The sequence below is a fragment of the Methylobacterium sp. genome, assembly GCF_028290105.1.
GTDB lineage: Bacteria > Pseudomonadota > Alphaproteobacteria > Rhizobiales > Beijerinckiaceae > Methylobacterium.
Map to the genome: position 1 here is coordinate 19,222 of NZ_JAQGKL010000082.1, position 22,207 is coordinate 41,428.

20 protein-coding genes and 1 pseudogene are annotated in these 22,207 nt (G+C 70.8%); 13 read left to right on the forward strand and 8 right to left on the reverse strand.

All coding sequences use genetic code 11. From position 1 onward, the window contains the following. The first annotated feature begins 58 nt into the window (after window positions 1-58). Window positions 59-913, forward strand: coding sequence for a cell wall hydrolase (locus tag JWQ05_RS06570; protein ID WP_366944561.1), 855 nt, complete (start codon window positions 59-61; stop codon window positions 911-913). A 59-nt stretch (window positions 914-972) separates the two neighbouring features. Here JWQ05_RS06570 and JWQ05_RS06575 read toward each other — a convergent pair whose 3' ends face one another. Together JWQ05_RS06575 and ispG are read right to left on the reverse strand one after the other, a co-directional pair. Continuing rightward, entirely contained in the window at window positions 973-2,919 is a 1,947-nt protein-coding gene (locus JWQ05_RS06575) for a potassium transporter Kup (protein ID WP_299656381.1), read from the reverse strand. 198 nt (window positions 2,920-3,117) lie between these two features. Continuing rightward, the gene (gene ispG / locus JWQ05_RS06580) at window positions 3,118-4,425 is read right to left on the reverse strand and encodes a flavodoxin-dependent (E)-4-hydroxy-3-methylbut-2-enyl-diphosphate synthase (protein WP_299656384.1); all 1,308 of its coding nucleotides are present in this window, start codon (window positions 4,423-4,425) and stop codon (window positions 3,118-3,120) included. A 440-nt stretch (window positions 4,426-4,865) separates the two neighbouring features. On the opposite strand from ispG, the gene JWQ05_RS06585 reads away from it, so the two are divergent. The 4 genes from JWQ05_RS06585 to JWQ05_RS06600 all read left to right on the forward strand — a co-directional run bounded on the left by JWQ05_RS06585 (window position 4,866) and on the right by JWQ05_RS06600 (window position 8,524). Beyond that, on the forward strand, window positions 4,866-5,915 hold the full coding sequence (locus JWQ05_RS06585; RefSeq protein ID WP_299656387.1) for a patatin-like phospholipase family protein: 1,050 nt from the start codon (window positions 4,866-4,868) through the stop codon (window positions 5,913-5,915). 39 nt (window positions 5,916-5,954) lie between these two features. Next, complete coding sequence (locus JWQ05_RS06590; protein WP_299656390.1) at window positions 5,955-6,593, forward strand: sigma-70 family RNA polymerase sigma factor; 639 nt, start codon at window positions 5,955-5,957, stop codon at window positions 6,591-6,593. 110 nt (window positions 6,594-6,703) lie between these two features. Further along, on the forward strand, window positions 6,704-7,495 hold the full coding sequence (locus tag JWQ05_RS06595) for an anti-sigma factor (protein ID WP_299656393.1): 792 nt from the start codon (window positions 6,704-6,706) through the stop codon (window positions 7,493-7,495). Window positions 7,496-7,678: 183 nt separating this feature from the next. Further along, entirely contained in the window at window positions 7,679-8,524 is an 846-nt protein-coding gene (locus tag JWQ05_RS06600) for a phosphatase PAP2 family protein (protein WP_299656396.1), read from the forward strand. Window positions 8,525-8,640: 116 nt separating this feature from the next. Here JWQ05_RS06600 and JWQ05_RS06605 read toward each other — a convergent pair whose 3' ends face one another. Both JWQ05_RS06605 and JWQ05_RS06610 read right to left on the reverse strand, forming a co-directional pair. Further along, window positions 8,641-9,393: a TerC family protein gene (locus JWQ05_RS06605; protein WP_299656399.1), complete on the reverse strand. Its 753-nt coding sequence runs from the start codon at window positions 9,391-9,393 to the stop codon at window positions 8,641-8,643. A 92-nt stretch (window positions 9,394-9,485) separates the two neighbouring features. Then, complete coding sequence (locus JWQ05_RS06610; protein ID WP_299656401.1) at window positions 9,486-10,421, reverse strand: lipid kinase; 936 nt, start codon at window positions 10,419-10,421, stop codon at window positions 9,486-9,488. A gap of 394 nt (window positions 10,422-10,815) precedes the next feature. On the opposite strand from JWQ05_RS06610, the gene JWQ05_RS06615 reads away from it, so the two are divergent. From JWQ05_RS06615 to JWQ05_RS06630, 4 genes are all read left to right on the forward strand, one after another. Beyond that, window positions 10,816-11,676, forward strand: coding sequence for a hypothetical protein (locus JWQ05_RS06615; RefSeq protein WP_299656404.1), 861 nt, complete (start codon window positions 10,816-10,818; stop codon window positions 11,674-11,676). Window positions 11,677-11,775: 99 nt separating this feature from the next. Next, the gene (locus tag JWQ05_RS06620) at window positions 11,776-12,972 is read left to right on the forward strand and encodes a hypothetical protein (protein ID WP_299656407.1); all 1,197 of its coding nucleotides are present in this window, start codon (window positions 11,776-11,778) and stop codon (window positions 12,970-12,972) included. Between the two features lie 62 nt (window positions 12,973-13,034). Continuing rightward, complete coding sequence (locus JWQ05_RS06625; protein ID WP_299656410.1) at window positions 13,035-14,015, forward strand: SPFH domain-containing protein; 981 nt, start codon at window positions 13,035-13,037, stop codon at window positions 14,013-14,015. Then, entirely contained in the window at window positions 14,012-14,446 is a 435-nt protein-coding gene (locus JWQ05_RS06630; RefSeq protein ID WP_299656413.1) for an NfeD family protein, read from the forward strand. Before JWQ05_RS06625 ends, JWQ05_RS06630 begins: the two co-directional genes overlap by 4 nt. Before the next feature lie 52 nt (window positions 14,447-14,498). On the opposite strand, the gene JWQ05_RS06635 is transcribed toward JWQ05_RS06630, so the two are convergent. After that, on the reverse strand, window positions 14,499-14,744 hold the full coding sequence (locus JWQ05_RS06635) for a hypothetical protein (RefSeq protein WP_299656416.1): 246 nt from the start codon (window positions 14,742-14,744) through the stop codon (window positions 14,499-14,501). Window positions 14,745-14,764: 20 nt separating this feature from the next. Further along, the gene (locus JWQ05_RS06640) at window positions 14,765-17,701 is read right to left on the reverse strand and encodes a phosphoenolpyruvate carboxylase (RefSeq protein WP_299656419.1); all 2,937 of its coding nucleotides are present in this window, start codon (window positions 17,699-17,701) and stop codon (window positions 14,765-14,767) included. 258 nt (window positions 17,702-17,959) lie between these two features. Between JWQ05_RS06640 and JWQ05_RS06645 the strand changes: the two genes are divergently transcribed. The 3 genes from JWQ05_RS06645 (at window position 17,960) to JWQ05_RS06655 (ending at window position 19,543) form a co-directional block, all read left to right on the forward strand. Then, window positions 17,960-18,256 carry a hypothetical protein gene (locus tag JWQ05_RS06645; protein ID WP_299656422.1) on the forward strand — a complete coding sequence of 99 codons (297 nt, stop codon included), beginning with the start codon at window positions 17,960-17,962 and terminating at the stop codon, window positions 18,254-18,256. A 260-nt stretch (window positions 18,257-18,516) separates the two neighbouring features. Continuing rightward, window positions 18,517-19,047: a hypothetical protein gene (locus tag JWQ05_RS06650; RefSeq protein ID WP_299656425.1), complete on the forward strand. Its 531-nt coding sequence runs from the start codon at window positions 18,517-18,519 to the stop codon at window positions 19,045-19,047. A gap of 22 nt (window positions 19,048-19,069) precedes the next feature. Continuing rightward, a complete protein-coding gene (locus JWQ05_RS06655) occupies window positions 19,070-19,543 on the forward strand; it encodes a cupin domain-containing protein (protein ID WP_299656428.1) in 474 nt (157 codons plus the stop codon). On the opposite strand, the pseudogene JWQ05_RS06660 reads toward JWQ05_RS06655, so the two are convergent. Then, window positions 19,540-20,408, reverse strand: a pseudogene (locus JWQ05_RS06660) (DMT family transporter). The gene JWQ05_RS06655 and the pseudogene JWQ05_RS06660 overlap by 4 nt on opposite strands. Window positions 20,409-20,557: 149 nt before the next feature. Here JWQ05_RS06660 and JWQ05_RS06665 point away from each other — a divergent pair. Next, window positions 20,558-21,787, forward strand: coding sequence for a glycerophosphodiester phosphodiesterase family protein (locus JWQ05_RS06665; protein ID WP_299656431.1), 1,230 nt, complete (start codon window positions 20,558-20,560; stop codon window positions 21,785-21,787). A 40-nt stretch (window positions 21,788-21,827) separates the two neighbouring features. Here the strand turns inward: JWQ05_RS06665 and JWQ05_RS06670 are convergent. After that, window positions 21,828-22,207 (reverse strand): SDR family oxidoreductase (locus tag JWQ05_RS06670; protein ID WP_299656434.1); only part of this gene is annotated, 380 nt, incomplete at its 5' end.

Sequence of the window (22,207 nt, forward strand, 5' to 3'; positions counted from 1 at the left end):
ACGAACCCATTTGCCGGTCAATCCTTAAGCACAAGCTTGAGGGAGCGGGCGGGACGGCATGCGGGAATTCCGATCGGCGACGACGCTGCCCGTCCTGAGCCTCATCCTGGCGATTCCGGGTCTCGGCGGGTGCAACACCTACGCGCCGACGCCCATGGGGACGAGCGCGACCCTTGCGGTGAAGCCGGTCGCCGCCACGGACGAGGAGCGCGACTGTCTCGGCCGGGCGATGTATTTCGAGTCGAACCGCAGCGACGCCGAGGGCCTGCTGGCGGTGGGCACCGTGGTGATGAACCGGCTTGAGGCCGCGGCCTTTCCGAACGGCGGCATCTGCGCCGTGGTCGGGCAGCCCCGGCAATTCGCGCCGGGCGTGCTGACGAAGAAGATGGAGCCACGGGACCTCCAGAAGGTCGCCGAGGTCACTGACGCCGTCCTCGACGGCCAGCGCCATCCGAAGGTCGGCCGGGCCATGTACTTCCACACCGCCGGCCTGCGCTTCCCCTACAACAACATGCACTACGTCGCGGTGGCCGGTGGCAACGCCTTCTACGAGAAGCGCAAACCCGGCGCCGTGCAGCAGGCCGCGCCGCCGGTCGCCCTGGCCTTCGCCTCAGCCGAGCCACCCGCGATGCCGGTGACGCCGGCACCCACGACGCTGCTGGTGCCCGACCCCGTCGCGCCGACCCCGGCTGCGATCGCCGAAGCGCCCGTCCCCCAAGCGGCACCGGCCCGGATCGAACAGGCCTCCACCGCGCAGAAGCCCTCCGCCAGCAAGGTCCAGTCTCCCAAGATCCAAGCTGCCAAGGTTCATGTGGCTCGGGATCGCGTGGCCCAGAATCGCCAAGCCCTGACCCCTGCGGCCCTGGCCCCGGAGCCGCCGCCTCCGCCGGTCCTCAACCTGCCGCGGCCGTAACGGGGTATCGGGACGTCACGCGCACCGTTGCCGCTCCGAAACGAGCGCGTGGCGTGTCCCTAGACGGTGACCTGCGTGCCCACTTCCACTACGCGGCCGGTCGGAATCTGGAAGAAGTCCGTGGCGTCGTTGGCGTTCTTGGCTAGTGTGATGAAGATCCGGTCCTGCCAGAGCGGCATGCTCGAATGCGCGGCGGGGCGGATCGAGCGACGCGACAGGAAGAACGACGTCGCCATGATGTCGAACTTGAAGCCCTGCTTGCGCAGCAGCGTCAGGGTCCGGGGAATGTTCGGCGTTTCCATGTAGCCGAACTTCATCACCACCTTGTGGAAGTGCGGGCCGATGGGCTCGATGTGGATGCGGTCGGCTTCGGCGGCGCGGGGCGTGTCCACCGTCTCGACGGTGAGCACCACGTTTTTCTCGTGCAGCACCTTGTTGTGCTTCAAGTTGTGCAGCAGGGCGGCCGGCGCGATGTAGGGGTCGCTCGTCAGGAACACCGCCGTGCCGCGCACGTGGTGTGGCGGGCTCTTTTCCAGCATGCCGACGAGTTCGGTGAGCGGCACGTCCGTCTTGCGGGTCTTGTTGATGAGGATGCCGACGCCCCGCACCCAGGTCCACATCATGACGACGAGGGCGCCCGCGAACAGCAGGGGCACGTAGCCGCCCTCCAGAACCTTGAGCATGTTCGACAGCAGGAACAGGAACTCGACGGCCGCGAAGGGCAGGATCGCGAGGCCGGCGGCCCAGGGCGACCATTTCCAGGTCTTCCACAAGACGAGGAAGGCGAGGCTCGCGGTGATCAGCATCGTGCCCGTCACGGCGATGCCGTAGGCCGAGGCCAGGGCGGCGGACGAGCGGAACAGCACCGCGAGGATCACCACGCCCACCATGAGCAGCGCGTTGATCTGCGGCAGGTAGATCTGCCCCGAATGCGACTCCGAGGTGTGGCGGATCTCCAGGCGCGGCAGCAGGCCGAGCTGGATCGCCTGGCGCGAGAGCGAGAAGGCGCCGGTGATGACGGCCTGGCTCGCCGTGACGGTGGCGGCGGTGGCGAGCAGCACCATTGGCAGCAGGCCCCATTCGGGCACGAGCTGGAAGAACGGGTCGCTGGTATCGGGTTTCGCCAGCACGAGGGCGGCCTGCCCGAAGTAATTCAGGACGAGGCAGGGGCCTGCGAGGCAGAGCCAGGCGATCTGGATCGGCCGGCGCCCGAAATGCCCGAGATCGGCGAACAGCGCCTCGGCGCCGGTCACCGCCAGGAACACCGCGCCCAGCGCCACCAGGGCCCCCGTGCCGTGCCCGAGGAGATAATGGACGGCGTAGTAGGGGTTCATGGCCCAGAACACGTCCGGCGTGGCGTAGATGTGGGGCAGGGCGGCCAGCGCCATCGTGGCGAACCAGACCGCCATGATCGGTCCGAAGAACGACGCCACCTTGCTCGTGCCCCGCACCTGGATCAGGAACAGCGGCACGATGATCGCGATGGTGATCGGCAGCACGTAGGAATCGAAGGCGGGGGTGACGAGCTTCAACCCCTCCACCGCCGAGAGCACCGAGATCGCGGGCGTGATGATGGCGTCGCCGTAGAACAGCGAGGCGCCGAGCAGGCCGAACATGAAGACCACGCGCGAGCCGCCGAGCGCCGTGCGGGCCAGCGCCATCAGCGAGAGGATGCCGCCCTCGCCGTTGTTGTCCATCCGCATCAGGATGACGACGTACTTGATGGTGACGATGAGGACGAGCGCCCAGAGGATCAGCGAGGCGACGCCGAGCACCTCCTCGCGCAGCAGGATGCCGTCGGCGCGGGCCGAAACCAGGGCCTCGCGGAAGGCATAGAGCGGGCTCGTCCCGATATCGCCGTAGACCACGCCGATGGAGCCGAGGACGAGGGTCCAGAGGCTTGCGGGCGCGTGGGCGCGGGCGGTCTCGCCGTCTGCGGCCGGAGGGGGCGTGACGGCGCCCTCGGGCTTGGCGGCGGGCGCGCTCGAAGTGGCGGATTGCGTCATACGGCTCGATCGAGGCTCGTGGCGAGCCCAACGTCTCGCGGGCGCGGTGTCAGACCGCGTGCGGGAACGCCGGGGCCGGTCCCGACGGTGTCGGGCGGCGGGGGACGGTTGCGTTCACGCTATCATGCGGCGCAGCATGCGAGAACGGCAACCCGCACGGGAGCCGCCGTTCGCGATCACACGTCGTGCGCCTCGGTGTTACTCGGCCGCGGTGCGGGTGCCCGCGCCGAAGCGGCGCTCGATGTAGTCCGTCACCACGGTCTCGAAGTCCTTGGCGAGGGTCGGCCCGCGCAGGGTCATGGCCTTCTTGCCGTCGATGAAGACCGGGGCGGTGGGGGTCTCGCCGGTGCCCGGGAGCGAGATGCCGATATCGGCGTGCTTGGATTCGCCGGGTCCGTTCACGATGCAGCCCATCACCGCCACGTTGAGGCCCTCGACGCCGGGATACGCCTTCTTCCACTCCGGCATGGAGTTGACGATCCAGTTCTGGATGTCGCGGGCGAGTTCCTGGAACGTGGTCGAGGTGGTGCGGCCGCAGCCCGGGCAGGCCGCGACGAGGGGCACGAAGGTCCGGAACCCCATGGTCTGCAGGAGTTCCTGGCTCGCCTTGACCTCCACGGTGCGGTCGCCGCCCGGCTCCGGGGTCAACGAGTAGCGGATGGTGTCGCCAATGCCTTCCTGCAGCAGCACGCCGATCGCCGCCGAGGCCGCGACCAAGCCCTTCGAGCCCATGCCCGCCTCGGTCAGCCCGAGATGGATCGCGAAGTCCGAGCGGCGCGCCACCTCGCGGTAGACCGCGATGAGGTCCTGCACCGCCGAGACCTTGGCCGAGAGGATGATCCGGTCCTTGGGCAGGCCGAGTTCCACGGCGCGCTCGGCCGAGGAGAGGGCCGACTGCACCATGGCCTCGCGCATCACCGCGCGGGCGTCGATGGGCCGGGCCGAACGGGCGTTCTCGTCCATCAGGTGGGTGAGGAGCGATTCGTCGAGCGAGCCCCAGTTCGCGCCGATGCGCACGGTCTTCCCGTAGCGAATCGCCTGCTCGATGATGGTCGAGAACTGCGTGTCCTTCTTCTCCTTGAAGCCGACATTGCCCGGGTTGATCCGGTACTTGGCCAGCGCCTCGGCGCAGGCCGGATGGTCGGAGAGGAGCTTGTGGCCGATGTAGTGGAAGTCGCCCACCAGCGGCACGTGCACACCGATGCGGTCGAGCCGCTCGCGGATCTTGGGCACGGCGGCCGCCGCCTCGTCGCGGTCGACGGTGATGCGAACGAGTTCGGAGCCGGCCCGGGAGAGCTGGGCCACCTGTGCCACCGTTCCGTCGATGTCGGCAGTGTCGGTGTTAGTCATCGACTGGACGACGATCGGCGCACCGCCGCCGACCGTCACGGCGCCCTCGCCGGAGCCGATGGTGACCCCGACCGTGCGGTGGCGGGGGCTCGGGCCCGCGATCTCGGGACCGGTGCCGCGGATCGGGTTGGCGGGGGTCGCGTCCATGCTGTCCATCGTTGACTCTGCGCTCCGAGGAACGTCCACCGGCGACCGGATGCCATCGACCGGGCGGGTCCGGGCCGGGTGGCGGCGTTCCGATGCCGCAATCACTACGCCCTCGATCGTTTAGCTGAGATGACGGCGGGCGGGCGTCAAGCCCACCGCGTCGCCGGGGGCCGGACGAAGCGAAGGGCGCGCTGATCGTATTCGGCTTCTCCCATGTCCCATCCGGGCCGAGATGTCGAGGTTTCGGGTCGGTCCCGGGGTCGGGCGAGGGGCAGGACTGCGTGCCGCACAGGGAACCGCGCCCATTGCCGGATGTTTGTGACCTTTCGGCATCCCATATTGCGGTGCAGCATCAGCGTTCGGAGATCACCATGCTCGATCCGCACCGGGAGCCGTCGATCGATTCGCTCCCTGATGTCCTGCCCGACCAAGTCTTGCCCGACCAAGACATGCCCGCGCATGCCTCGGCCACGACCCGCGTGATGGCCGGGCCGCGGGCGGAGAAGACGGTGGCGCTAGCGCTTCAGGGGGGTGGCGCGCACGGGGCCTTCACCTGGGGCGTGCTCGACGCGCTGATCGAGGACGGTCGCCTCGGCTTCGAGGCAATCACGGGGGCGAGTGCCGGCGCCATGAACGCCGTCGTGATGGTGGATGGCTGGCTCGAGGACGGGCCGGAGGGCGCGCGCCGGGCGCTGGAGCGGTTCCGGCGCGAGGTCAGCCTCGATGGGGATCTCTGGCCGGCGCAGCGCCGCGCCTTCAACGGCCTCTTCGAGTTCTGGGCGAATAACCCGGTCGCGGAGTTCTGGGGTCGGGTGCTCAAGACCAGCCCCTATGCGACGAACCCGCTGAACTACAATCCCCTGCGCAAGGTTTTGGCCGCCCAGGTGAATTTCGAGCGCCTGCGCGAGGCAGAGACGGCGGCCGTGTTCGTCTCCGCCACCAACGTCTGGACCGGCAAGCTCGCGGTGTTCGAGCGCGAGGCGCTCAACGTCGATCACCTCATGGCCTCCGCCTGCCTGCCCACCGTGTTCCAGGCGGTCGAGATCGACGGCGTGCCGTACTGGGACGGCGGCTACCTCGGCAATCCGCCCCTCTATCCGCTGTATCGCGGCGCGGAGACCCGCGACATCGTGCTGGTTCAGATCAACCCGGTGGAGCGCCGCGAGACGCCGCGCACGCCGCAGGAGATCCAGGACCGCCTCAACGAGATCACCTTCAACGCCAACCTGATGCGGGAATTGCGCGCCATCGACTTCGTCGATCACCTCATCGCCGAGGGCGTACTCGGCCGAGGCGCGTACAAATCGCAATACGTCCACCGGATCGACGGCACCGGCGCCCTCGACGATTATCAGGCTTCCTCCCGGCTCGATGCCCGCTGGCGGGTGTTCGAGCGCCTGCGCGACAAGGGCCGGGGCGCCGCCCAGGCTTGGCTTGCCGAGAATTACGATCAGATCGGCCACACCTGTACCCTCGACCTCGAGGCGACCTACCGCTGAGGCGGGATTAAACCGCGGGGCTCGGGCGTTGGTGTTCTCATGACGACCGAATCCACCCGCCCCGGCTCCGCTGCCATCGTCGATCTCCTGGTTCCGCTGCGGCGCTACGCGCGCGCGCTGACCCGCGACACGCTTCGGGCCGACGACCTCGTGCACGACGCGCTCGTGCGGGCCCTCGAATCGGGCCAGGCTGCGCGGCCGAACACCAACCTGCGTACCTGGATGATGACGGTCCTGCACAACGTCTTCATCGACGAGCAGCGCCGCAAGCGGGTCGAGGCCCGTCACGCCGACACGCTGGTGCAGATGAGCGAGGAGGTGACGCTGCCTTCCCAGGAGGCGCAGGTCCGCCTCGCCCAGATCCGCCGTGCTTTCCTGACCCTGCCGGAGGAGCAGCGCGCGGCGCTCCACCTCGTCACCCTGGAGGGCATGGCCTACGCCGATGCGGCGGCGGTGCTGGGCATCCCGATCGGCACGCTGATGTCACGCCTCGGCCGGGGCCGCGCCGCATTGCGCGCCTTCGAGGAGGGCGAGCGCCCCGTCGAGCGACAGGGCGGGAACGTCGCCGAGCGTCGCCAGCGCCTTGCCGCCGAGCGGCCGCGCCTGCGCCTCGTGCCACAGGACGAGACGGATGATGTGGCGCCGCCCCGGACCGGCCGGGCCGTCGGCGACAGCTGACTTTCGAGAAGACGGGGAGGATCATGGCCGATGCGGCCGATCTCTCCCGAAGCGCGGCCGGGACGTCTTGTCCGGGGACGCGTTCCCTGTATCTGACCGGAGCCGATGCCATGGAACCGACAGCGATGATCGACCCGATCACCGAGAACGATCTCACCGCCTTTGTGGACGGGCAGCTGGACGGACTTCGCCGCCTCGATGTGGAGTCCTATCTGGCGCGCCATCCCGAGACCGCCGCGCTGATCATGGCCGAACTCCACGATCGCGATGCCCTGCGCCAGGCCTTTGCCGGGCTTCCCGGACCGGGCCCCGAGCGCAACCGCGTCGCGGCCCGGCGGCTCGACCGCACCCTGGCCTGGCGCCGGTTCGGTGACCGCCTGCGCCGCGCCGCCGTCATTGCCCTGCTGGTGGGCACCGGCTGGCTCGCGCATTCGGACGGACCGTTCCTCGGGGTGCCCGACACCTTCGCCTCGCCCGTCGACCCCGCCCTGGTGGCGGACGCCCGCCACGCCCGCGAGGCCGCCCAGATCCGCACCCGCATCGCGTCGCAGCGCGCCCTGGCCGGCTCCTACGATCGCGACGGCATCACGGCGGCGACCGGCATCGCCCTGCCGGACCTGCCCACGGACTGGACCGTGCGCGACGTGCAGGTCGTGCCCGCCCGCAACGGCACCGGCGTCGAAGTCGTCATCGACGCCGGGACGCTCGGCGAGGTCTCGCTCTTTGCCACGCGCGGGTCCGAGATCGGTGTCACGCCGAGCGCGGTCACGAGCCCCGGGGACGGTGAAACCGCCTACTGGACCGCCGCCCGCACCGCCTACGCCCTCAGCGGCGGACGCGACCATGCCGGTCTCGGCGACGCGGCCCGTCGCCTCGCCGGTCAGGGCGCGACGAAGCTCTGAGGCGCGGAGGCCCCGGGCCGCGTCGCGGCGGCCTGGGCTCGATGCCGATGCGTTCGGATATGTTGGGCAGGGGCGAGATCAAGTCGGGCGGCGTTCAGTCGAGGAATGCCATATGCCTGTCGCGGGGGAACACTATACTCCCGCAGCACTCGCTCCGTACCCACCCCTGATCCCGAGACGCCGATGGCCCGCCTGCCCCTCGTCCTGACCGTTCTCGCGGCCGCGCCCTGGGCGGCTTTGGCGCAGGATGCCGCGCAGAAGCCGGCCTCCGCGCCCTCGATGGCGACCACTCCCCTGACGCCGGGGCAGCCGGCACGGGCGCCCTACCTCTCCGACGCCCGCGCCCCCGACACCGTGCTCCTCCTCGGTGCCCCGCCGCGGGGGCAATCGGCGGCGGAGGCCGCCGACAAGGCCGCCTTCAACGCCACCCGGTCCCTCAAGGGCAGCCCGCGCTGGGCCCTGGCCACCACCGACGTGGCGGACGGAGCCTCGGCCATCCTCGACGATTTCGCCTGCGTCATCGGCCAGCGCATCGACCAATCCCGCGCGCCCGCGCTGATGACCCTCTTGGAACGCGCCCGCCTCGACATCGCCCACGCGACGCGGGCGCCGAAACTGCATTACCGGCGCCTGCGCCCCTTCGTCGGCAACGACGCCGAGATCTGCGTGATGCGCACCTCGGAGCTCGGCAACGCCTTCAGCTTCCCGTCGAGTCACGCCACTCAGGCCTGGACCTACGCGGCGATCATGGCTGCCTTGATGCCCGAGAAGACGACGCAATTCTTCGTGCGCGCCCGCTCCTATGGCGAGAGCCGTGTCGTCTGCGGCCTCCACTGGGCCAGCGATATCGAGGCGGGACGCACCGCCGGCAGCGCGGTCTTCGCGGCGCTCCAGGGCGATGCCGGCTTCCGGGCGGACCTGGAGAAGGCCCGCGCCGAACTCGGCAAGCTCGTGGCCGCGGGCGGAGCCGCCCCGGATCAGGCCGCCTGCGCCCGCGAGGAAGCGGCGGCGCGCGAGCCCATCCTGTAGTTTTTCCCGGGCGATCCACTGCCGGTCGTTCGGGCGGGACGTCGAAAGAAGAGGGGCGCGACCGGGAGACCGGTCGCGCCCCTTCAGTTTTCCCGTGAAACGTTAACCACGTCGCCTCACGGCCGGGTCACGGTTCCGGCCTGCGCCCGCCTGCGGCGCCGGGCCAGCATGTTCAGGCCCTCGACGCCGGCCGAGAAGGCCATGGCGGTGTAGATGTAGCCCTTCGGCACGTGGGCCCCGAAGCCTTCCGCGATCAGCGTCATGCCGATCATGATGAGGAAGCCGAGCGCCAGCATCACGACGGTCGGGTTGGCGGCGATGAAGCGCGAGAGCGGGTCGGCGGCCAGAAGCATCACCGCCACGGCCGTGACCACGGCGATCACCATGATGGGGACGTGCTCGGTCATGCCCACCGCCGTGATGATGCTGTCGATGGAGAAGACGAGGTCGAGGACGAGGATCTGGCCGATGGCCGCAGCGAAGCTGAGACCCGCCTTGCCGATCCCCGTACCGGTTTCCGGCTCCGGATCGACGGTGTGATGGATCTCCTTGGTGGCCTTCCACAGGAGGAACAGGCCGCCTGCGATGAGGATCAGGTCACGCCAGGAGAAGCCCTTGCCGAACACCTCGAAGACCGGCTGCGTCAGGGCGACGATGTAGGCGATGGTGGCGAGGAGCCCGAGGCGCAGGATCAGGGCGAGGCCGATGCCGATGCGGCGGGCGTTGTGCTGATGCTCGGGCGGCAGCTTGTTGGTGAGGATCGAGATGAAGATGAGGTTGTCGATGCCGAGTACGACCTCCATCACCACCAGGGTGGCGAGTGCCGCCCAGGCTGTCGGATCGCTGGCGAGTTGAAGCAGGCTGTCCACGTCGGTCTCTCTCTATAGGGGTCGGGACCTGCTCCGAGGGCGCGGGTTCTGGAGCAGGTGAGAAGGGGTCGGTAAAATCGCGCGCCACTCGATCAGACGGCGGGGGTGTGTCCGCTGGGCACCACGCCCGGCCGCTCGGCCGGCGCCGGGCTGAAGATCCGCACCGCCCTGGGCAGGACCTTGAAATGGGCCGGCGTGTAGGTGGAGAGTTCGCCATCGGTGTTGACCGGGCGCGGCTTCTTCGTCTTGACCACGATCTCGGTGGTGCTGAAGGCGCGTACATCCGCGGCCTTGCCCTGGGTGCCCTTGCGCAGGGCGGGCAGCAGGGCCAGCAGCCGCCACCAATGCGCGACCTCCAGGCTGTAGAAATCGAGCTTGCCGTCGTCGACGGTGGCGGTCTCCTCCACCGTCATGCCGCCGCCGTAGTGGCGCCCGTTGCCCACCGAGACCTGAATGGTGCGCACCGTCTCGGTCTGCCCGTCATGCTCGATGTAGACCGTGAAGGGCCGCATCCGCCGCAGCACGCGGATCGCCGCGATGCCGTAGCCGAGGGTGCCCCAGGTCTTCTTCGATTCCGCCGTGAGATCGCCGGCGAGATCCGCCGAGAAGCCGATGCTGGCGACATTGAAGTAGTAGTGACCGTTGACGCAGCCGAGGTCGGCGGGCCGCGCCTCCTCGGTGGTGATGAGGCGGGCCGCCTCCACCGGGTCCGGCGGCAGGCCCAGCGAGCGGGCGAGGTCGTTGGCGGTGCCGAGCGGCAGGATGCCGAGCGGCAGGCCAGTCTCCACCAGGGCGGGCGCCGCCGCGTTCAGGGTGCCGTCGCCGCCGCCGAGGATGACGAGGTCGCGGCCCTTGGCGTGGCGCTTGATCACGGCTGTGCAATCGCCGTCGCCCTCCGGCTCGAAGGGTTCGATGCCGCCCTGGCGCAGAACGTTGCGCACCTCGTCCAGGGAAAAGCTGCCGTTGCGGGCGTTCGGATTGACGAGGAGGAGGGCCTTGCGGGGCGTGTCCGGAGAGGGTGCGCTCATCGTGGCGCCTCGGACGAGATGGGGACTAACGGGATGCAACGAGAAACCATGAGGTCGTAACCCTCCGGTGCGTTCGCGCCGCGTCAGCGCAAAGGCATGGAAGGGTCCGACATCACGGTCAACGCCTCGACCGCCAGAGGGGCCCGGACCCGATCCACAAGTTGGGCTCAGGCTTGGCAATGACAAGGGTCGGTGGTGACGGGAGGCGCGCCTCCCGGAAAGGCGAGGCTGCGGGGCCACACCACCCGCTATTCCCGCACCCCATCCACACCCACGCGGACCGCCTGCGGATTCAGGGAAACTTAGCGAGCCCGGACGACGTTTCACCTCGGTCGTCCGGTCCGACACGCCTCGCCTTTTCCCGAAACCACGGCCGCGACCCCGGTGATGTGCCATGCGCCACGGCTCGAGCTTCGACGGTGTTCGCTTCCTGTGCCCGGCCGCCCTGGTCGCGGTCGCGCTGACCACGGGCGTGGCGCAGGCCCAGACCCGGCCGGGCTGGGTCGATCCTCCGGCGCGCCAGCCGGCGGCGCAGGCCGAGGCCCCGGCGCCCGAGAAGCCGGTGGCCGAAACGCCGGTCCCGGCAAAGTCCCTCGCGGAGACGCCAGCCGTCCAGGCGGCCACCCGGCCCGAGCGGATGCCGATGGCCTCGCCCCGCCGCCGGCATGGCGCCGAACCGGAGACCGAAACCCGACGCGCGGCCGCGACGCGGGAGGCGCCTGCGCCGTCGGAGCGCCTGCGCGTCCACCCGCGCATCGCACGGATGCCCGCGATGGTTTCCCTGCCGGTGGCCCCGTCCGAAGCGCGCTTTCCGGAATGGGCCATCGCCGCCACGCGCCTGACGAACTCCTATCTCGACAGCGTCTCGGGCGCCGGCGACGGCATGGTCGCGGCGGCTCCCCGGTTCTACGCCGAGCAGGTCCAGTTCCACGGCCGCACCCTGTCGCTGGCCGCCCTGATGGCGGAGAAGCGGCGCTTCGCCCGGCGCTGGCCCGAGCGGCGCTACGAGGCGCAAGGGGGCGCGACCCGCACCGCCTGCAACGCCGCCACCGCCACCTGCATCGTCCGCACCACCTTCGATTTCCGGGCGGACAACCCGGCCCGGGGCGCTCGCTCGCAGGGCGTTTCCGAACTGAGCCTCACGATCAGCTTCGCCGAGCCTCGTCCGCTCATCGTGGCCGAGTCGAGCCGTGTTCTGCGCCGCTATGGCCCTGGACCGCAGAGCGCTATAGCGGGTGGCCAACGCGGCGCCTGAAGCGGGCCCGCCCTCGCGCGTCACGTCTTGTCCGGAGTTCCCCGCGTCTTGGATGAACGAAATTCACCCCCGCCCGCGCCCGACGCGGCGCGACGGGATGTGACGGCACCGGATCGCGACGCCCTGCGTGCGCGGATCGCCGAGGAGATCGCGCGCCAGGGCGTCTACCCCGTGGCCCGGCGCACGCTCGCGCTCCTGGCCGAGGCGGCCTTGGAGCCGATTCCGGACCCGCCCGGCTACCGCGTGGTCGACCGGGCCGGCGCGCCGCGCCTCGTCACCGGGGACGACGGCCGGACGGTGCCGATGGATCTCGCAGCCCTGTTCGACGGGTTGCGCGACCGGCACCCCACGCTGTTCCTACCGCCGCCGCCAGAGCCGGACCCCGTGCCCGAGCCACCGGCCGAGCCGACCGAGGATTTCAAGGCGGCGACCGCCCGCTTCGTCGGAGCGCAATCGGTCCTGGCCCGGTCCCTCATGTCCCGCACGGCCACGCGCGGGCGCGCCTTCGCCACCACCGTGTCCGATCGCCTGGCCGCCTTGCGCTCCGCCCGCGCCATGCCGGCGCCCTCGACGCCGGACGCCGTCTCTCCCGCTGAGCCGAGCCAATCCGGGATCGTCGCCGGCCGCCTGCGCGAAGGCACGCGCAGCGCCACCGGCTACGCCCGAGGCAGGATCGCCGACACCGCCTCGCGCCTGCGCGAGGTCGCCCGCGACCGCAACATTCTGCGCGATGCCCTCTCCCGCCGTGTCCTGCCCCTGGGGCTCGGCGCCGTCGCTCTCCTCACGCTGGTGGCGGTCCTGACCGGCCGGGGAGGCGTCGACGAGGAGGAGTCCCCACCGCCCGAGACCCGGAACCAGGCGCAGGCTCAAGTCCCGGCACCGCCGCAACCGCCCGCTTCCGCCGCGACCCCGCCGCCGAGCGCCCCGGACATGAGCCCGGCCGCGCCCGAGGAGAGCCCGGCGGCCAAGCCCGCCCGCGCCAACGAGATCAGCGGTCCCGTCGAGGTCATCGACACCGCCACCCTGCGTGTCGGCGGCAAGCTCGTGCGGCTGTTCGGGGTGGAGTGGGTGCGGGGCGGGCAGGCCGACGAACTCACCCGCTATCTCGCCGGGCGCATCGTGACCTGCCAGCCGGTGGCCGGGAGCGAAGCCCGCCTGTGCTCGGTGGACGGGCGCGACCTTTCGGAGGTGGTGCTGTTCAACGGCGGCGGCCGTGCCTCGCCGGAAGCCACGCCCGACCTCGTGGCGGCCGAGGACCGCGCCCGCGCCGAGCGCCTCGGCGTCTGGGCCCGCTGAGACGGCTTGCATCCGCGGGCAGCGCCGGTCTCAATGCCGAGGGGGTCGTTCGGGGGCCGGGCATGGATCTGTCTATGGGCGTGAGCATCGCGGCGGTGGTGCTCGTGGGGCTCGTCGTAGTGACGCTGGCCATCGGCATCAACATCGTGCCGCAGGGGCACGTCTACACCGTGGAGCGGTTCGGAAAATACCATCGCAGCCTGGAATCCGGGCTCGGCCTCATCGCGCCCTACGTCGAGCGCATCGGCCGGCGGGTGAACGTGATGGAGCAGGTCATCGACGTGCCGAGCCAGGAGGCCTTCACACGCGACAATGCGGGCGTGCGGATCGACGCGGTGGTATTCTACCAGGTGCTCGATGCGGCGCGGGCCTCCTACGAGGTCTCGAAGCTCGAAGTCGCGGTGATGACCCTGACCATGACCAACATCCGCACCGTGGTCGGCTCCATGGACCTCGACCAGCTGCTCTCGCATCGCGACGAGATCAACGAGCGCCTGCTGCGGGTCATGGATGCGGCGGCCTCGCCCTGGGGCGTGAAGATGACCCGCATCGAGATCAAGGACATCGTGCCCCCCGCCGATCTTGCCGGTGCCATGGCCCGGCAGATGAAGGCCGAGCGCGAGAAGCGCGCCTCCGTGCTGGAGGCGGAAGGCCACCGGCAGGCGGAGATCCTGCGGGCCGAAGGACGCAAGCAATCGGCGATCCTGGAGGCCGAAGGGCGCAAGGAGGCGGCCTTTCGCGATGCGGAGGCGCGTGAGCGCGGTGCGGAAGCCGAGGCGCGGGCGACACAACTCGTGAGCGAGGCCATCGCCAAGGGTGACATCGCGGCGGCGAACTTCCTCGTGGCCGAAAAGTACGTGGAGGCCGTCAAAGCCATCGCCACGGCTCCCAACCAGCGCGTGGTGGTGGTGCCGATCGAGGCCGCCGCCCTCGCCGGCACCCTCGGCGGCATCGCCGAGATCACCCGCAGCGTCTTCGGCGAGGGGGCCGCACCCCGCAAGAGCGCCGGCCTGCCGCCGAATGTCGGGGGTGGTGCGCGATGATCGCTTCCTTCGTCGAGGCGATCGGGCCGGCCTGGACTTGGATCCTGATCGGCCTCGTGCTGATGGGAACCGAACTCGTCGCCTCGGGCGTGTTCCTGCTCTGGCTCGGCCTCGCGGCCCTGGTGACGGGGCTGCAGATCCTCCTCGTGCCGATGCCCTGGCAGGGCCAGATCCTCCTGTTCGGCGGCCTGTCGGTGGCCTTCGCCGTCGTGGCGAGCCGCCGGACCAAGGCGGGCGCGAACGCCCTGAACCAGGGCGCGCAGGGCCTCGTCGGGCGGGATTACGTGCTGGTGGCGCCGATCGTGTCCGGCGAAGGTCATATCCGCGTCAACGACACCCTCTGGCGTGTCGCCGGAGCGGATGCGCCGCTCGGCGCGCGGGTGCGGGTGACCGGGGTAGAGGGCACCCTGCTGACGGTGGTGGCGGCTTAAAGCCGTCTTCGCGAAAGTGGCCGCCGGTTTTGCCTCTCGAAGCCCACAACCGTCAGGTTCGGGTTCGCTCGTCGACACGAACGTGCTCTGGCCCGTTATCCTGCCCTTCGACCGGCGTCGATGTTCCGGTCACGCTGTCGGAATACCAGCGCCAGCGCGCCTTCCGGCACCAATGACGCTGCCCGGCGGCATCGACGAGGTAGCCGGCCACGTCTTCGTCGGGGTCGCGGCCGGCCAGGACGCAGGCCTCGCGCGCCCGGACCGTCTCCTGGATCTGGTCCCAGAGCGTTTGCCGCATGGAACGCCTCCGGTCGCGCGCTACCCGAACGCCCCGACCTCGTGCTGGATCATGCCCGAGATCTCGCGGACCCGCAGGAAGCTGCGTCGGATCGGCTCGAACAGCGTCCGGTGCTCGGCCTCGTAGGTACCGACGTCGCGCGGGCCGGCGGGCTCGCCGAAATTCAGGCCCAGCGTCGGATCGGGGGTGATCGGGAAGATGTCCTCCAGCAGCGTGAGGCAGCCGTCGATGTCGAGGCGCAGGAAGCGCTCGATCAGCGCTTCACGGCTCACCCCCGATTGCGGGCGGAACCCCGGGATGTGCACGGCCAGGAACCAGATCCGGTGGATCAGGGCCAGCCGGATCGCGTGCAGCAGGGTGAGGCGGGCCGACATCCGGCCGAGGTCCGGGGCGGCCACCTGCAGGCTGAGCCAGTCGCAGGTGAGGCGGCCGAACAGGTGGCGCAGGTCGGGGGCCAAGTGCAGGCGGTCGAGGGCGTTGGCGATGACCACGAGCTCCTCGCGCCGGCCGTCGCGCTGGGTGCGCCGGGCCCGCTCCAGCCACACCGCCGGATCGAGGGTGTCGATATAGGCGCGCAGCACGTCGAGGTCGGAGACGCTGGCCGCGTGCTGCACCATGCGGAAGGCGCGGGAAAAGCGCACGGAATCGCGCCGCATGTCGCGGAACAGGTCCGGCGTCCGCCCGGCGGCGCGGCCGACTCCGTGCAGGGAGTTTCCGAGGAAGCCGAGCTGCTGCAGGATCGCGTTGTTGGGGATCGCCCGCATCTGGCGCGGATGGGTGATCATGGCCGGCCCGCCGCCGTCGGTCTGGCGGGCCACCGGGCGCGAGCCGGTGCGGTCGAGGAGGCTCGGGCCGAAGGTGCCCAGCAGGGCGGCGTAGCCCGCGTCGTCCACCAGCGCCTCCATGTCCTGGCGCACGACGGTGAAGAACTCCGCGGCGAAATCCGGCTCGGCGTAGATCGGGTCGTCGGTCTCGTCGGCTCCGCTCGCCGGATCGGACAGGACGTAGTCGGCGAAGGAATCGTCGTCGGCGACATCGAGGGCGAAGACGTGCTCGGCGATGCGCTCCACCGTCGCCTGCGCCAGCGGCAGGGTACCGAACATCAGGTAGCCGTCAGAGCCCTGGAAGCTCGATTCGAGCCGCACCCGGATGCCCGCCGCCCGGTTGCGCCGGCGGGCATCCTCGGGGGCGAGATAGGCCAGGCGGTCGCGCAGCGAGGTCGGGTGCGCGCCCCGGCCGATGGATTCGCCGTGGGTGTCGAAGATCGCGAGCTCGACCCCGGTCAGGTCGTTCTGCACCATCAGTTCGGTGATGCGCAGGCGCAGGCGCTCGATCCAGAAGCTCGCGGCGAGCTGGCCGACATAGCGCCCGGAATCCGAGTAGCCGAACTGCACGGTCAGCCGGCCGATGCGCTTGAGGTACTGGCGCCAGTGCGGATTGCGCAGGGCGTCGTCGAGGACGCGCACGCCCTGCTCCAGGGCGCTGGCCGTCTCGAATAGCGGCGTGATCTCGACCTTGTCGGCAATGCCGTAGTGCCGCGCCAGCCAGAGGGCGGCGAGCAGGGTGTAGCCGGTCTCGGTCTCGGCGATGAGGAAGCGCACCGGGTGCGTGCCGTCCACGTGCTTGAGGATCTGGGTGATCGTCATCATCAGGCGGGCGGCGGAGGCACGCTCGGCGGCGAGCGCCCCGAAATCCACGTCCACCGCGCGCACGTCGTTGAGCAGCGCGTGGATGGTGGCCAGGTGCGAGCGGCGCTGCGCGGCGTCGGTGGGTTCGCCCTCCAGGTCGGTGACGCGGCGCACCGCGTTGTGGATCTGGCTGGCGTTGAGCCGGAAATGCGGCAGGGCGTTCGAGAGGCCGTGGGTGGCGATGCCGGCGCGCAGGAGCGCGACGCTGCGCTTGTCCGCCTCGGACGCGACGCCGCCGACGGCGCCCGCGAGCCCGGCCAGGATCGCGCTGGAATCCGTCTGCGCGCGCTCGCGCTCGATGATCAGGGCGAGCGCGAAGCGGTGCACCGCCTCCAGCGAAGGCTTGGTGCCGAGGCGGGGCGCCACGGCGAGCTGGCGGTTCACGGCGGCGAGCGCATTCCCCGTCAGGTCGCGCACCACCTGGGTCGCGGGCAGCTGGGGCAACTGGCGCATCACCCGGTCGAGCTGCATGCGCTTCGATTCGAGACGGTAGCGCAGGGTGTCCCACCAGCCGATGTCGGTGCGCCCGTCCGTGTCGCACCCGACCCAGCTCGCGATGGCGAAGGGCTTGGGCACGAGTTCGGTCCAGCGGTCGGGCCAGCGCGCGCGCGCGGCGTCGAGCAGGGCGGCGTTGAAGGCATCGACCGCTTCGCGGCCGTGATTGGCGGCGATGCATGCCTGGTCGAACTCGTCGTCGAGGCTGATCCTGGGGTCCGGCCGGGTGGAGAGGTCGGCCGCGCGCGCGACCAGCGGGTCGCGGGCGGAGCCCTCCGCCTCGCTCGCGGCCTCGGCGATCAGGGCGGCGACGGCGCGCGGCATGCCGAAGGTCGGGTGGGCGGTGAACACCACCGCGAAACCCGTGCGGCCCACGAGATCGCGAAAGGTCTCGAAATCGCCCTCGCGCCGGGGCAAGGCCGCGACGAGCCGGGCCGCCATCCGGGTGTCGGGCGCGGCCTGCGCGTCCCGGTCCAGCCCCACATAGGCGCGCAGGCGCTCGGCGCGCGTCGCCAGGGACTGGGCCCGCAGGCGGGGAAACAGGGCGTCGAGGTCGTCCTCGCCGATCTCGCCCCGGTCGAAGCGCCGGGTGATCGCCAGCGTCACCGCCAGGACGGGATTGCGGAACGGATCTTCGGCGGCCTGCTCACGCGATTCCTCAATGAGCCGCAGGAGGTCCTGCTCCAGGCTCTCCGCTTCCGGACCCACGACGTCTCCGGGCTGGTGACCGGAACCTTGAGCTGCATCGGCCGTCCGGAGGTCATGCATGCGCATCGATCGGCCTTGAGGTTCGTGAGTGAGGCGGGCAACCGCGTCCTACGCGACACGGACGACATTCGGGCGTCGAACCTTCGAAGGGTCCAGCGCCGTCGCGTCGCCGACGCGGACCCTCCGCTTCTGACATCTGTGTGCCCACACGCAAGGACCGTTCCGGGCCGGCGGCGACACGGAGCCCGGAGCGACGGCCGCTCGGGAAAGGATGCAACGCGCCCCGTCCTGGGCTAACGCTGGGCCCGGCGAGGCACCGAGACTATGGAAACCATCCTGATCCTGAGCGCCCTGGGGGCGCTCCTGTTCTCCGGCCTCCTGGTCGTCTCGGTGCTGGGGCGGGCCAAGCGGCCCGAACTGCGCATGTCGCGCGAGGTCGATCTCATCGACGAGGCCGATGGCGAGGAATTGCTGATCCGCAGCCTGGAGCCGGCGCGGGCCAGCCCCATCGACCGCACCGCGTCGACCCTCGAGATCGAGCCGACGACGGGTCCCGAGGCCCGGCGCCTGTCCCAGGGGCCGCACGCCTCTGGCCGGCACCACGATGATGGGGATCGCTGATGGTGCGCCTGCGCACGCGCCTGTGGGCTCTCCTTGCGCCGGTCGCCGTCCTTCTCGCGACCGGGCCGGCTTCGGCGCAAGCGCCAGACGCGCCGCCCGAGGCAGAGGCGCCGGCCGCCCCGGCGCCGAAGAAGCGTCTGCCGCCACCCAAGCCGAAGCCCAAACCCGCGCCCCCGAAACCCGCGGCTGCGGTTTCGCCGCCCCCCACCGTCGCCGAGCCCGCAATCGCCGAGTCCGCTATCGTTAAGCCCGCACCCACGATGCCGGCGGCGAACCTCCCGGGCCTGACGGTGCTGTGCGAGGCGAAGGCCGCGCTCTACGAGGGGCCGGGAAATTTCACCGTCTGGGTCACCCGCACGGGCCTCATCGTTCTCGAGAACCCGCTGCGCCCGCTCACCCCGGAGACGACGCGGGTGCTCCAGGTCGTCATCGCGGGCAAGGCCGCCACGGCCTATGGGCCGGACCTGTCCGCCCTGCGCCGGGGCGGCAGCCTTGGCTCCCTCGAGGCCATGCTCGGGGCCCCGATCCGTTGGGACGCCGTGTCGACCACCCTGCCCGACACGCTCAACATCGTGTCCGAAACGGGCCAGAGTCTGGCCCAGCTCGGGTTTCGCGAATGCGGCGAGGCTCCCGTCGTGAAGGGTGCGCCGGTCGCGGCCAAGGGCGGGCCGAAGGCCCGGGACGCCCCGAACAAGGATGCCGTGAAGAAGGTCCGGGCCAAGGCCGCAGGCCCGGATGCCGGCGCCAAGGCGCCCCCCGGGCTCAGCCTGCCGCAGGGCGCCATCCCATGAAGCCGCGCGAGGGAGTTTGTCGATGAGTGCCGGGTTTCAGGGACAGGGCGCGATGCAGGGACAGGGTCCGTCCGCCGCCGAGGTGATCGCGCGCCTCGGGCTCGCGCCGCATCCCGAGGGGGGCCATTACCGCGAGACGTTTCGCGATCCGCGCACGGTGGAGGGCCGCTCGGTCGGCAGCGCGATCTACTACCTCCTCGATCTCGGCGAAGTCTCCGAGTGGCACCGGGTCGATGCGGCCGAGATCTGGCACTGGCATGCGGGGGCGCCCCTCGTCCTCACCGTCAGTCCCAACGGACACGATGCGGCGGCCGCCTATCTCGGCCCCGACCTGATACGGGGGCAGCAGCCGCAAATCGTGGTCCCGGCCGGGCATTGGCAGACCGCCACCAGCCTCGGGGCCTGGACGCTGGTCGGCTGCACGGTCTCGCCGGCCTTCGAGTTCTCCGGCTTCGAGATGGCCCCGCCGGACTGGCGCCCGACGCCGCGAACCTAGCCGAGGCCCCGGCGCGAGGCCCGCACCGCCACCCCGGCGCCGAGAACGATGAGCGCGCAGGCGAGGCCCAGGGCCGGGCTCGGGCGGGCATGGCCGCCCGCCACGAGGGCGAGCGTCGAGAGGATGGGCGCGGCGTAGGCGGCGACTCCGAGAAGCCGCAGGTCGCCCCGCTTCACGCCGATATCCCAGAGGTAGAAGGCCGCCCCCACCGGCCCGAGGCCGAGGGCGAGGATCGCGGCCCATTGCACGGCGCCCTCTGGCCATACCGTCGCCTCGAAGGCGCGGTGGCAGGCGAAGCTCAGGGCGGCGGTGGCGAGGCAGAAGCCCGCGACCGCACCGGTCGGTACCGCGCCGACCCGGGCCGACAGCACGGAATAGCCCGCCCAGACGAAGGCGGCCGCCAGCGCGGCGAGGTAGCCCGGCAGCGCCCCGGCCGCGAACTCGAACCCGCCGCGACCGGCGAACAGGGCCGCGACGCCCGCAAGGCCGAGGGCCGCGCCGCCAAGATGCCCCGCCCTCAGGCCGGGCGCACCCGGCAGGTGCGCCGACAGGAGCACGATGAGCAGGGGCCAGAGGTAGTTGATCAGCCCGGCCTCCGCCGGTGGCGCCAAGCGAAGGGCCGCGAAGTACAGGGCGTGCTAGCCGAACAGCCCGCCGATGCCGAGCAGCCAGACCCGCCAGGGCTGGCGCAGGGCCCGGATTCCCGCCGGTCGCACGATCCAGCTGGCGCAGCCGACGAGCCCCCCGATCGCGAAGGTCACGCGGCGAGCTGGAACGGCGGCACCGCGCCCGACAGCGTCGTCAGCAGGGCAAAGAGCGACCAGAGCAGGATCGCGCAGAAGCCGAGCAGGGTCGCACGGGACATGTAGGGCGCCGCGAGGGTGGAGCAGGGGAGGCCCCTGTTCCATAGTGCCGGCTCGGATGGCAACGGGGGCCGGGCCACCTTCACCGGCCGGTCACGCAGCATCGCTACGCCTCGATTCCACTGTGAACGAAGCCGGGGAGCTTGAGCCCATGCGCGCGATGGTACTGGGAGCGTCGCTGCTCGCCGCCTTGACCGGGGGCACGGCCCGCGCCGGCGAGGCCGCCCAGATCGGGCCGCGCCCGTTCTATCTCGTCGACAGCATGAAGCCCGGACCCCTGAAGGACCGCCTTCAGGCCTGCGGCGCCGACCGCGTCTACACCGCCCGCCGGTTCTCGATCTCCCACCGGGGCGCGCCCCTGCAGTTTCCCGAGCATACGCGGGAGGGCGTGCTGGCGGCGGCCCGGATGGGGGCCGGGGTGATCGAGTGCGACGTCGCCTTCACGCGGGACCAGCAGCTCGTCTGCCGCCATGCCCAGTGCGACCTGCACACCACCACCGACATCCTGGCGCGCCCGGAACTCGCGGCCAAGTGCACCGCGGATTTCCAGCCGGCCGACCCCGCCGCCGGGCGCAAGGCGTCGGCGCGCTGCTGCACCAGCGACCTGACGCTCGCCGAGTTCAAGACCCTGAACGGCAAGATGGACGCCTTCGACGCGAACGCGACCACGCGCGCCGCCTACATGAACGCCACGCCGCGCTGGCGCACGGACCTCTACGCCACCACCGGCACCCTGATGACGCATGGCGAGTACATTGCCCTGGTGAAGTCCCTGGGGCGGCAGTTCACTCCGGAGCTGAAGGCGCCCGAGGTGACGATGCCGTTCGAGAGCTACACCCAGGACCAATACGCCCAGGCGATGATCGACGCCTATCGTCAGGCCGGCGTGCCCGCCTCGGACGTCCGACCGCAGAGCTTTCAGCTGCGGGACATCCTGTACTGGCTGAAGGCGGAACCGGACTTCGGCCGTCGGGCCCTCTGGCTCGACAACCGCGACGAGACCGACCCGGGCTTCGACCCGGAGGCTCCCGAGAGCTGGAAGCCCGGCATGGCGGACCTGGCGGCCCTCGGCCTGCGCACGCTGGCGCCGCCGCTCTGGATGCTGGTGCGGGTGGGAGCGAACGGACAGATCGAGCCCTCCGCCTATGCGCGGGCGGCGCGTGCCGCCGGCCTCGACCTCGTCGCCTGGTCGCTGGAGCGCTCGGGGCCGCTGAAGGACGGGGGCGGGCCCTATTACCGGTCGATCCGGCCGCTGATCGACCGGGACGGCGACATGCTCACCCTGCTCGACGTCCTCTACCGGGACGTCGGCGTGACGGCCGTCTTCTCGGACTGGCCGGCGACCACGACGTTCTACGCCAACTGTGTCGGCATCGAGTGAGGGGCGCGGCTACCGGGGCGGGAGCCGCGCGATGTTCGGATCAGGCGATGTACTGGGCGCCGTTGATCGTCAGGGTCGAGCCGGTGATGAAGCCCGAATCCTCGGCCGCCAGGTATTCCACCGCGCGGGCGATCTCCTCGGCCTCGCCGAGGCGGCCGACGGGAATCGTCGAGATGATCTTGTTGCGGATGTCCTCCGCCACCGCCATCACCATGTCGGTGGCGATGTAGCCCGGCGCGATTACGTTGACGGTGATGCCCTTCGAGGCACTCTCCTGGGCCAGCGCCTTGGCAAAACCGATCACGCCGGCCTTGGCGGCCGAATAGTTGGTCTGGCCGGCCTGGCCCTTCTGGCCGTTGATCGACGAGATCAGGATGATCCGGCCGAACCCGCGCGTGCGCATGCCCTCGATGACGGGAC

Excerpts from the sequence above, each read along its gene's own strand:
- JWQ05_RS06640 (WP_299656419.1), bottom strand. The coding sequence starts at position 17,701 with ATGCGCATGCATGACCTCCGGACGGCCGATGCAGCTCAAGGTTCCGGT.
- JWQ05_RS06625 (WP_299656410.1), top strand. The coding sequence starts at position 13,035 with ATGGATCTGTCTATGGGCGTGAGCATCGCGGCGGTGGTGCTCGTGGGG.
- ispG (WP_299656384.1), bottom strand. The coding sequence starts at position 4,425 with ATGGACAGCATGGACGCGACCCCCGCCAACCCGATCCGCGGCACCGGT.
- JWQ05_RS06645 (WP_299656422.1), top strand. The coding sequence starts at position 17,960 with ATGGAAACCATCCTGATCCTGAGCGCCCTGGGGGCGCTCCTGTTCTCC.
- JWQ05_RS06610 (WP_299656401.1), bottom strand. The coding sequence starts at position 10,421 with ATGAGCGCACCCTCTCCGGACACGCCCCGCAAGGCCCTCCTCCTCGTC.
- JWQ05_RS06600 (WP_299656396.1), top strand. The coding sequence starts at position 7,679 with ATGGCCCGCCTGCCCCTCGTCCTGACCGTTCTCGCGGCCGCGCCCTGG.
- JWQ05_RS06630 (WP_299656413.1), top strand. The coding sequence starts at position 14,012 with ATGATCGCTTCCTTCGTCGAGGCGATCGGGCCGGCCTGGACTTGGATC.
- JWQ05_RS06575 (WP_299656381.1), bottom strand. The coding sequence starts at position 2,919 with ATGACGCAATCCGCCACTTCGAGCGCGCCCGCCGCCAAGCCCGAGGGC.
- JWQ05_RS06585 (WP_299656387.1), top strand. The coding sequence starts at position 4,866 with ATGCCCGCGCATGCCTCGGCCACGACCCGCGTGATGGCCGGGCCGCGG.
- JWQ05_RS06650 (WP_299656425.1), top strand. The coding sequence starts at position 18,517 with ATGCCGGCGGCGAACCTCCCGGGCCTGACGGTGCTGTGCGAGGCGAAG.
- JWQ05_RS06570 (WP_366944561.1), top strand. The coding sequence starts at position 59 with ATGCGGGAATTCCGATCGGCGACGACGCTGCCCGTCCTGAGCCTCATC.
- JWQ05_RS06635 (WP_299656416.1), bottom strand. The coding sequence starts at position 14,744 with ATGCGGCAAACGCTCTGGGACCAGATCCAGGAGACGGTCCGGGCGCGC.
- JWQ05_RS06590 (WP_299656390.1), top strand. The coding sequence starts at position 5,955 with ATGACGACCGAATCCACCCGCCCCGGCTCCGCTGCCATCGTCGATCTC.
- JWQ05_RS06615 (WP_299656404.1), top strand. The coding sequence starts at position 10,816 with ATGCGCCACGGCTCGAGCTTCGACGGTGTTCGCTTCCTGTGCCCGGCC.
- JWQ05_RS06655 (WP_299656428.1), top strand. The coding sequence starts at position 19,070 with ATGAGTGCCGGGTTTCAGGGACAGGGCGCGATGCAGGGACAGGGTCCG.
- JWQ05_RS06595 (WP_299656393.1), top strand. The coding sequence starts at position 6,704 with ATGGAACCGACAGCGATGATCGACCCGATCACCGAGAACGATCTCACC.
- JWQ05_RS06665 (WP_299656431.1), top strand. The coding sequence starts at position 20,558 with ATGCGCGCGATGGTACTGGGAGCGTCGCTGCTCGCCGCCTTGACCGGG.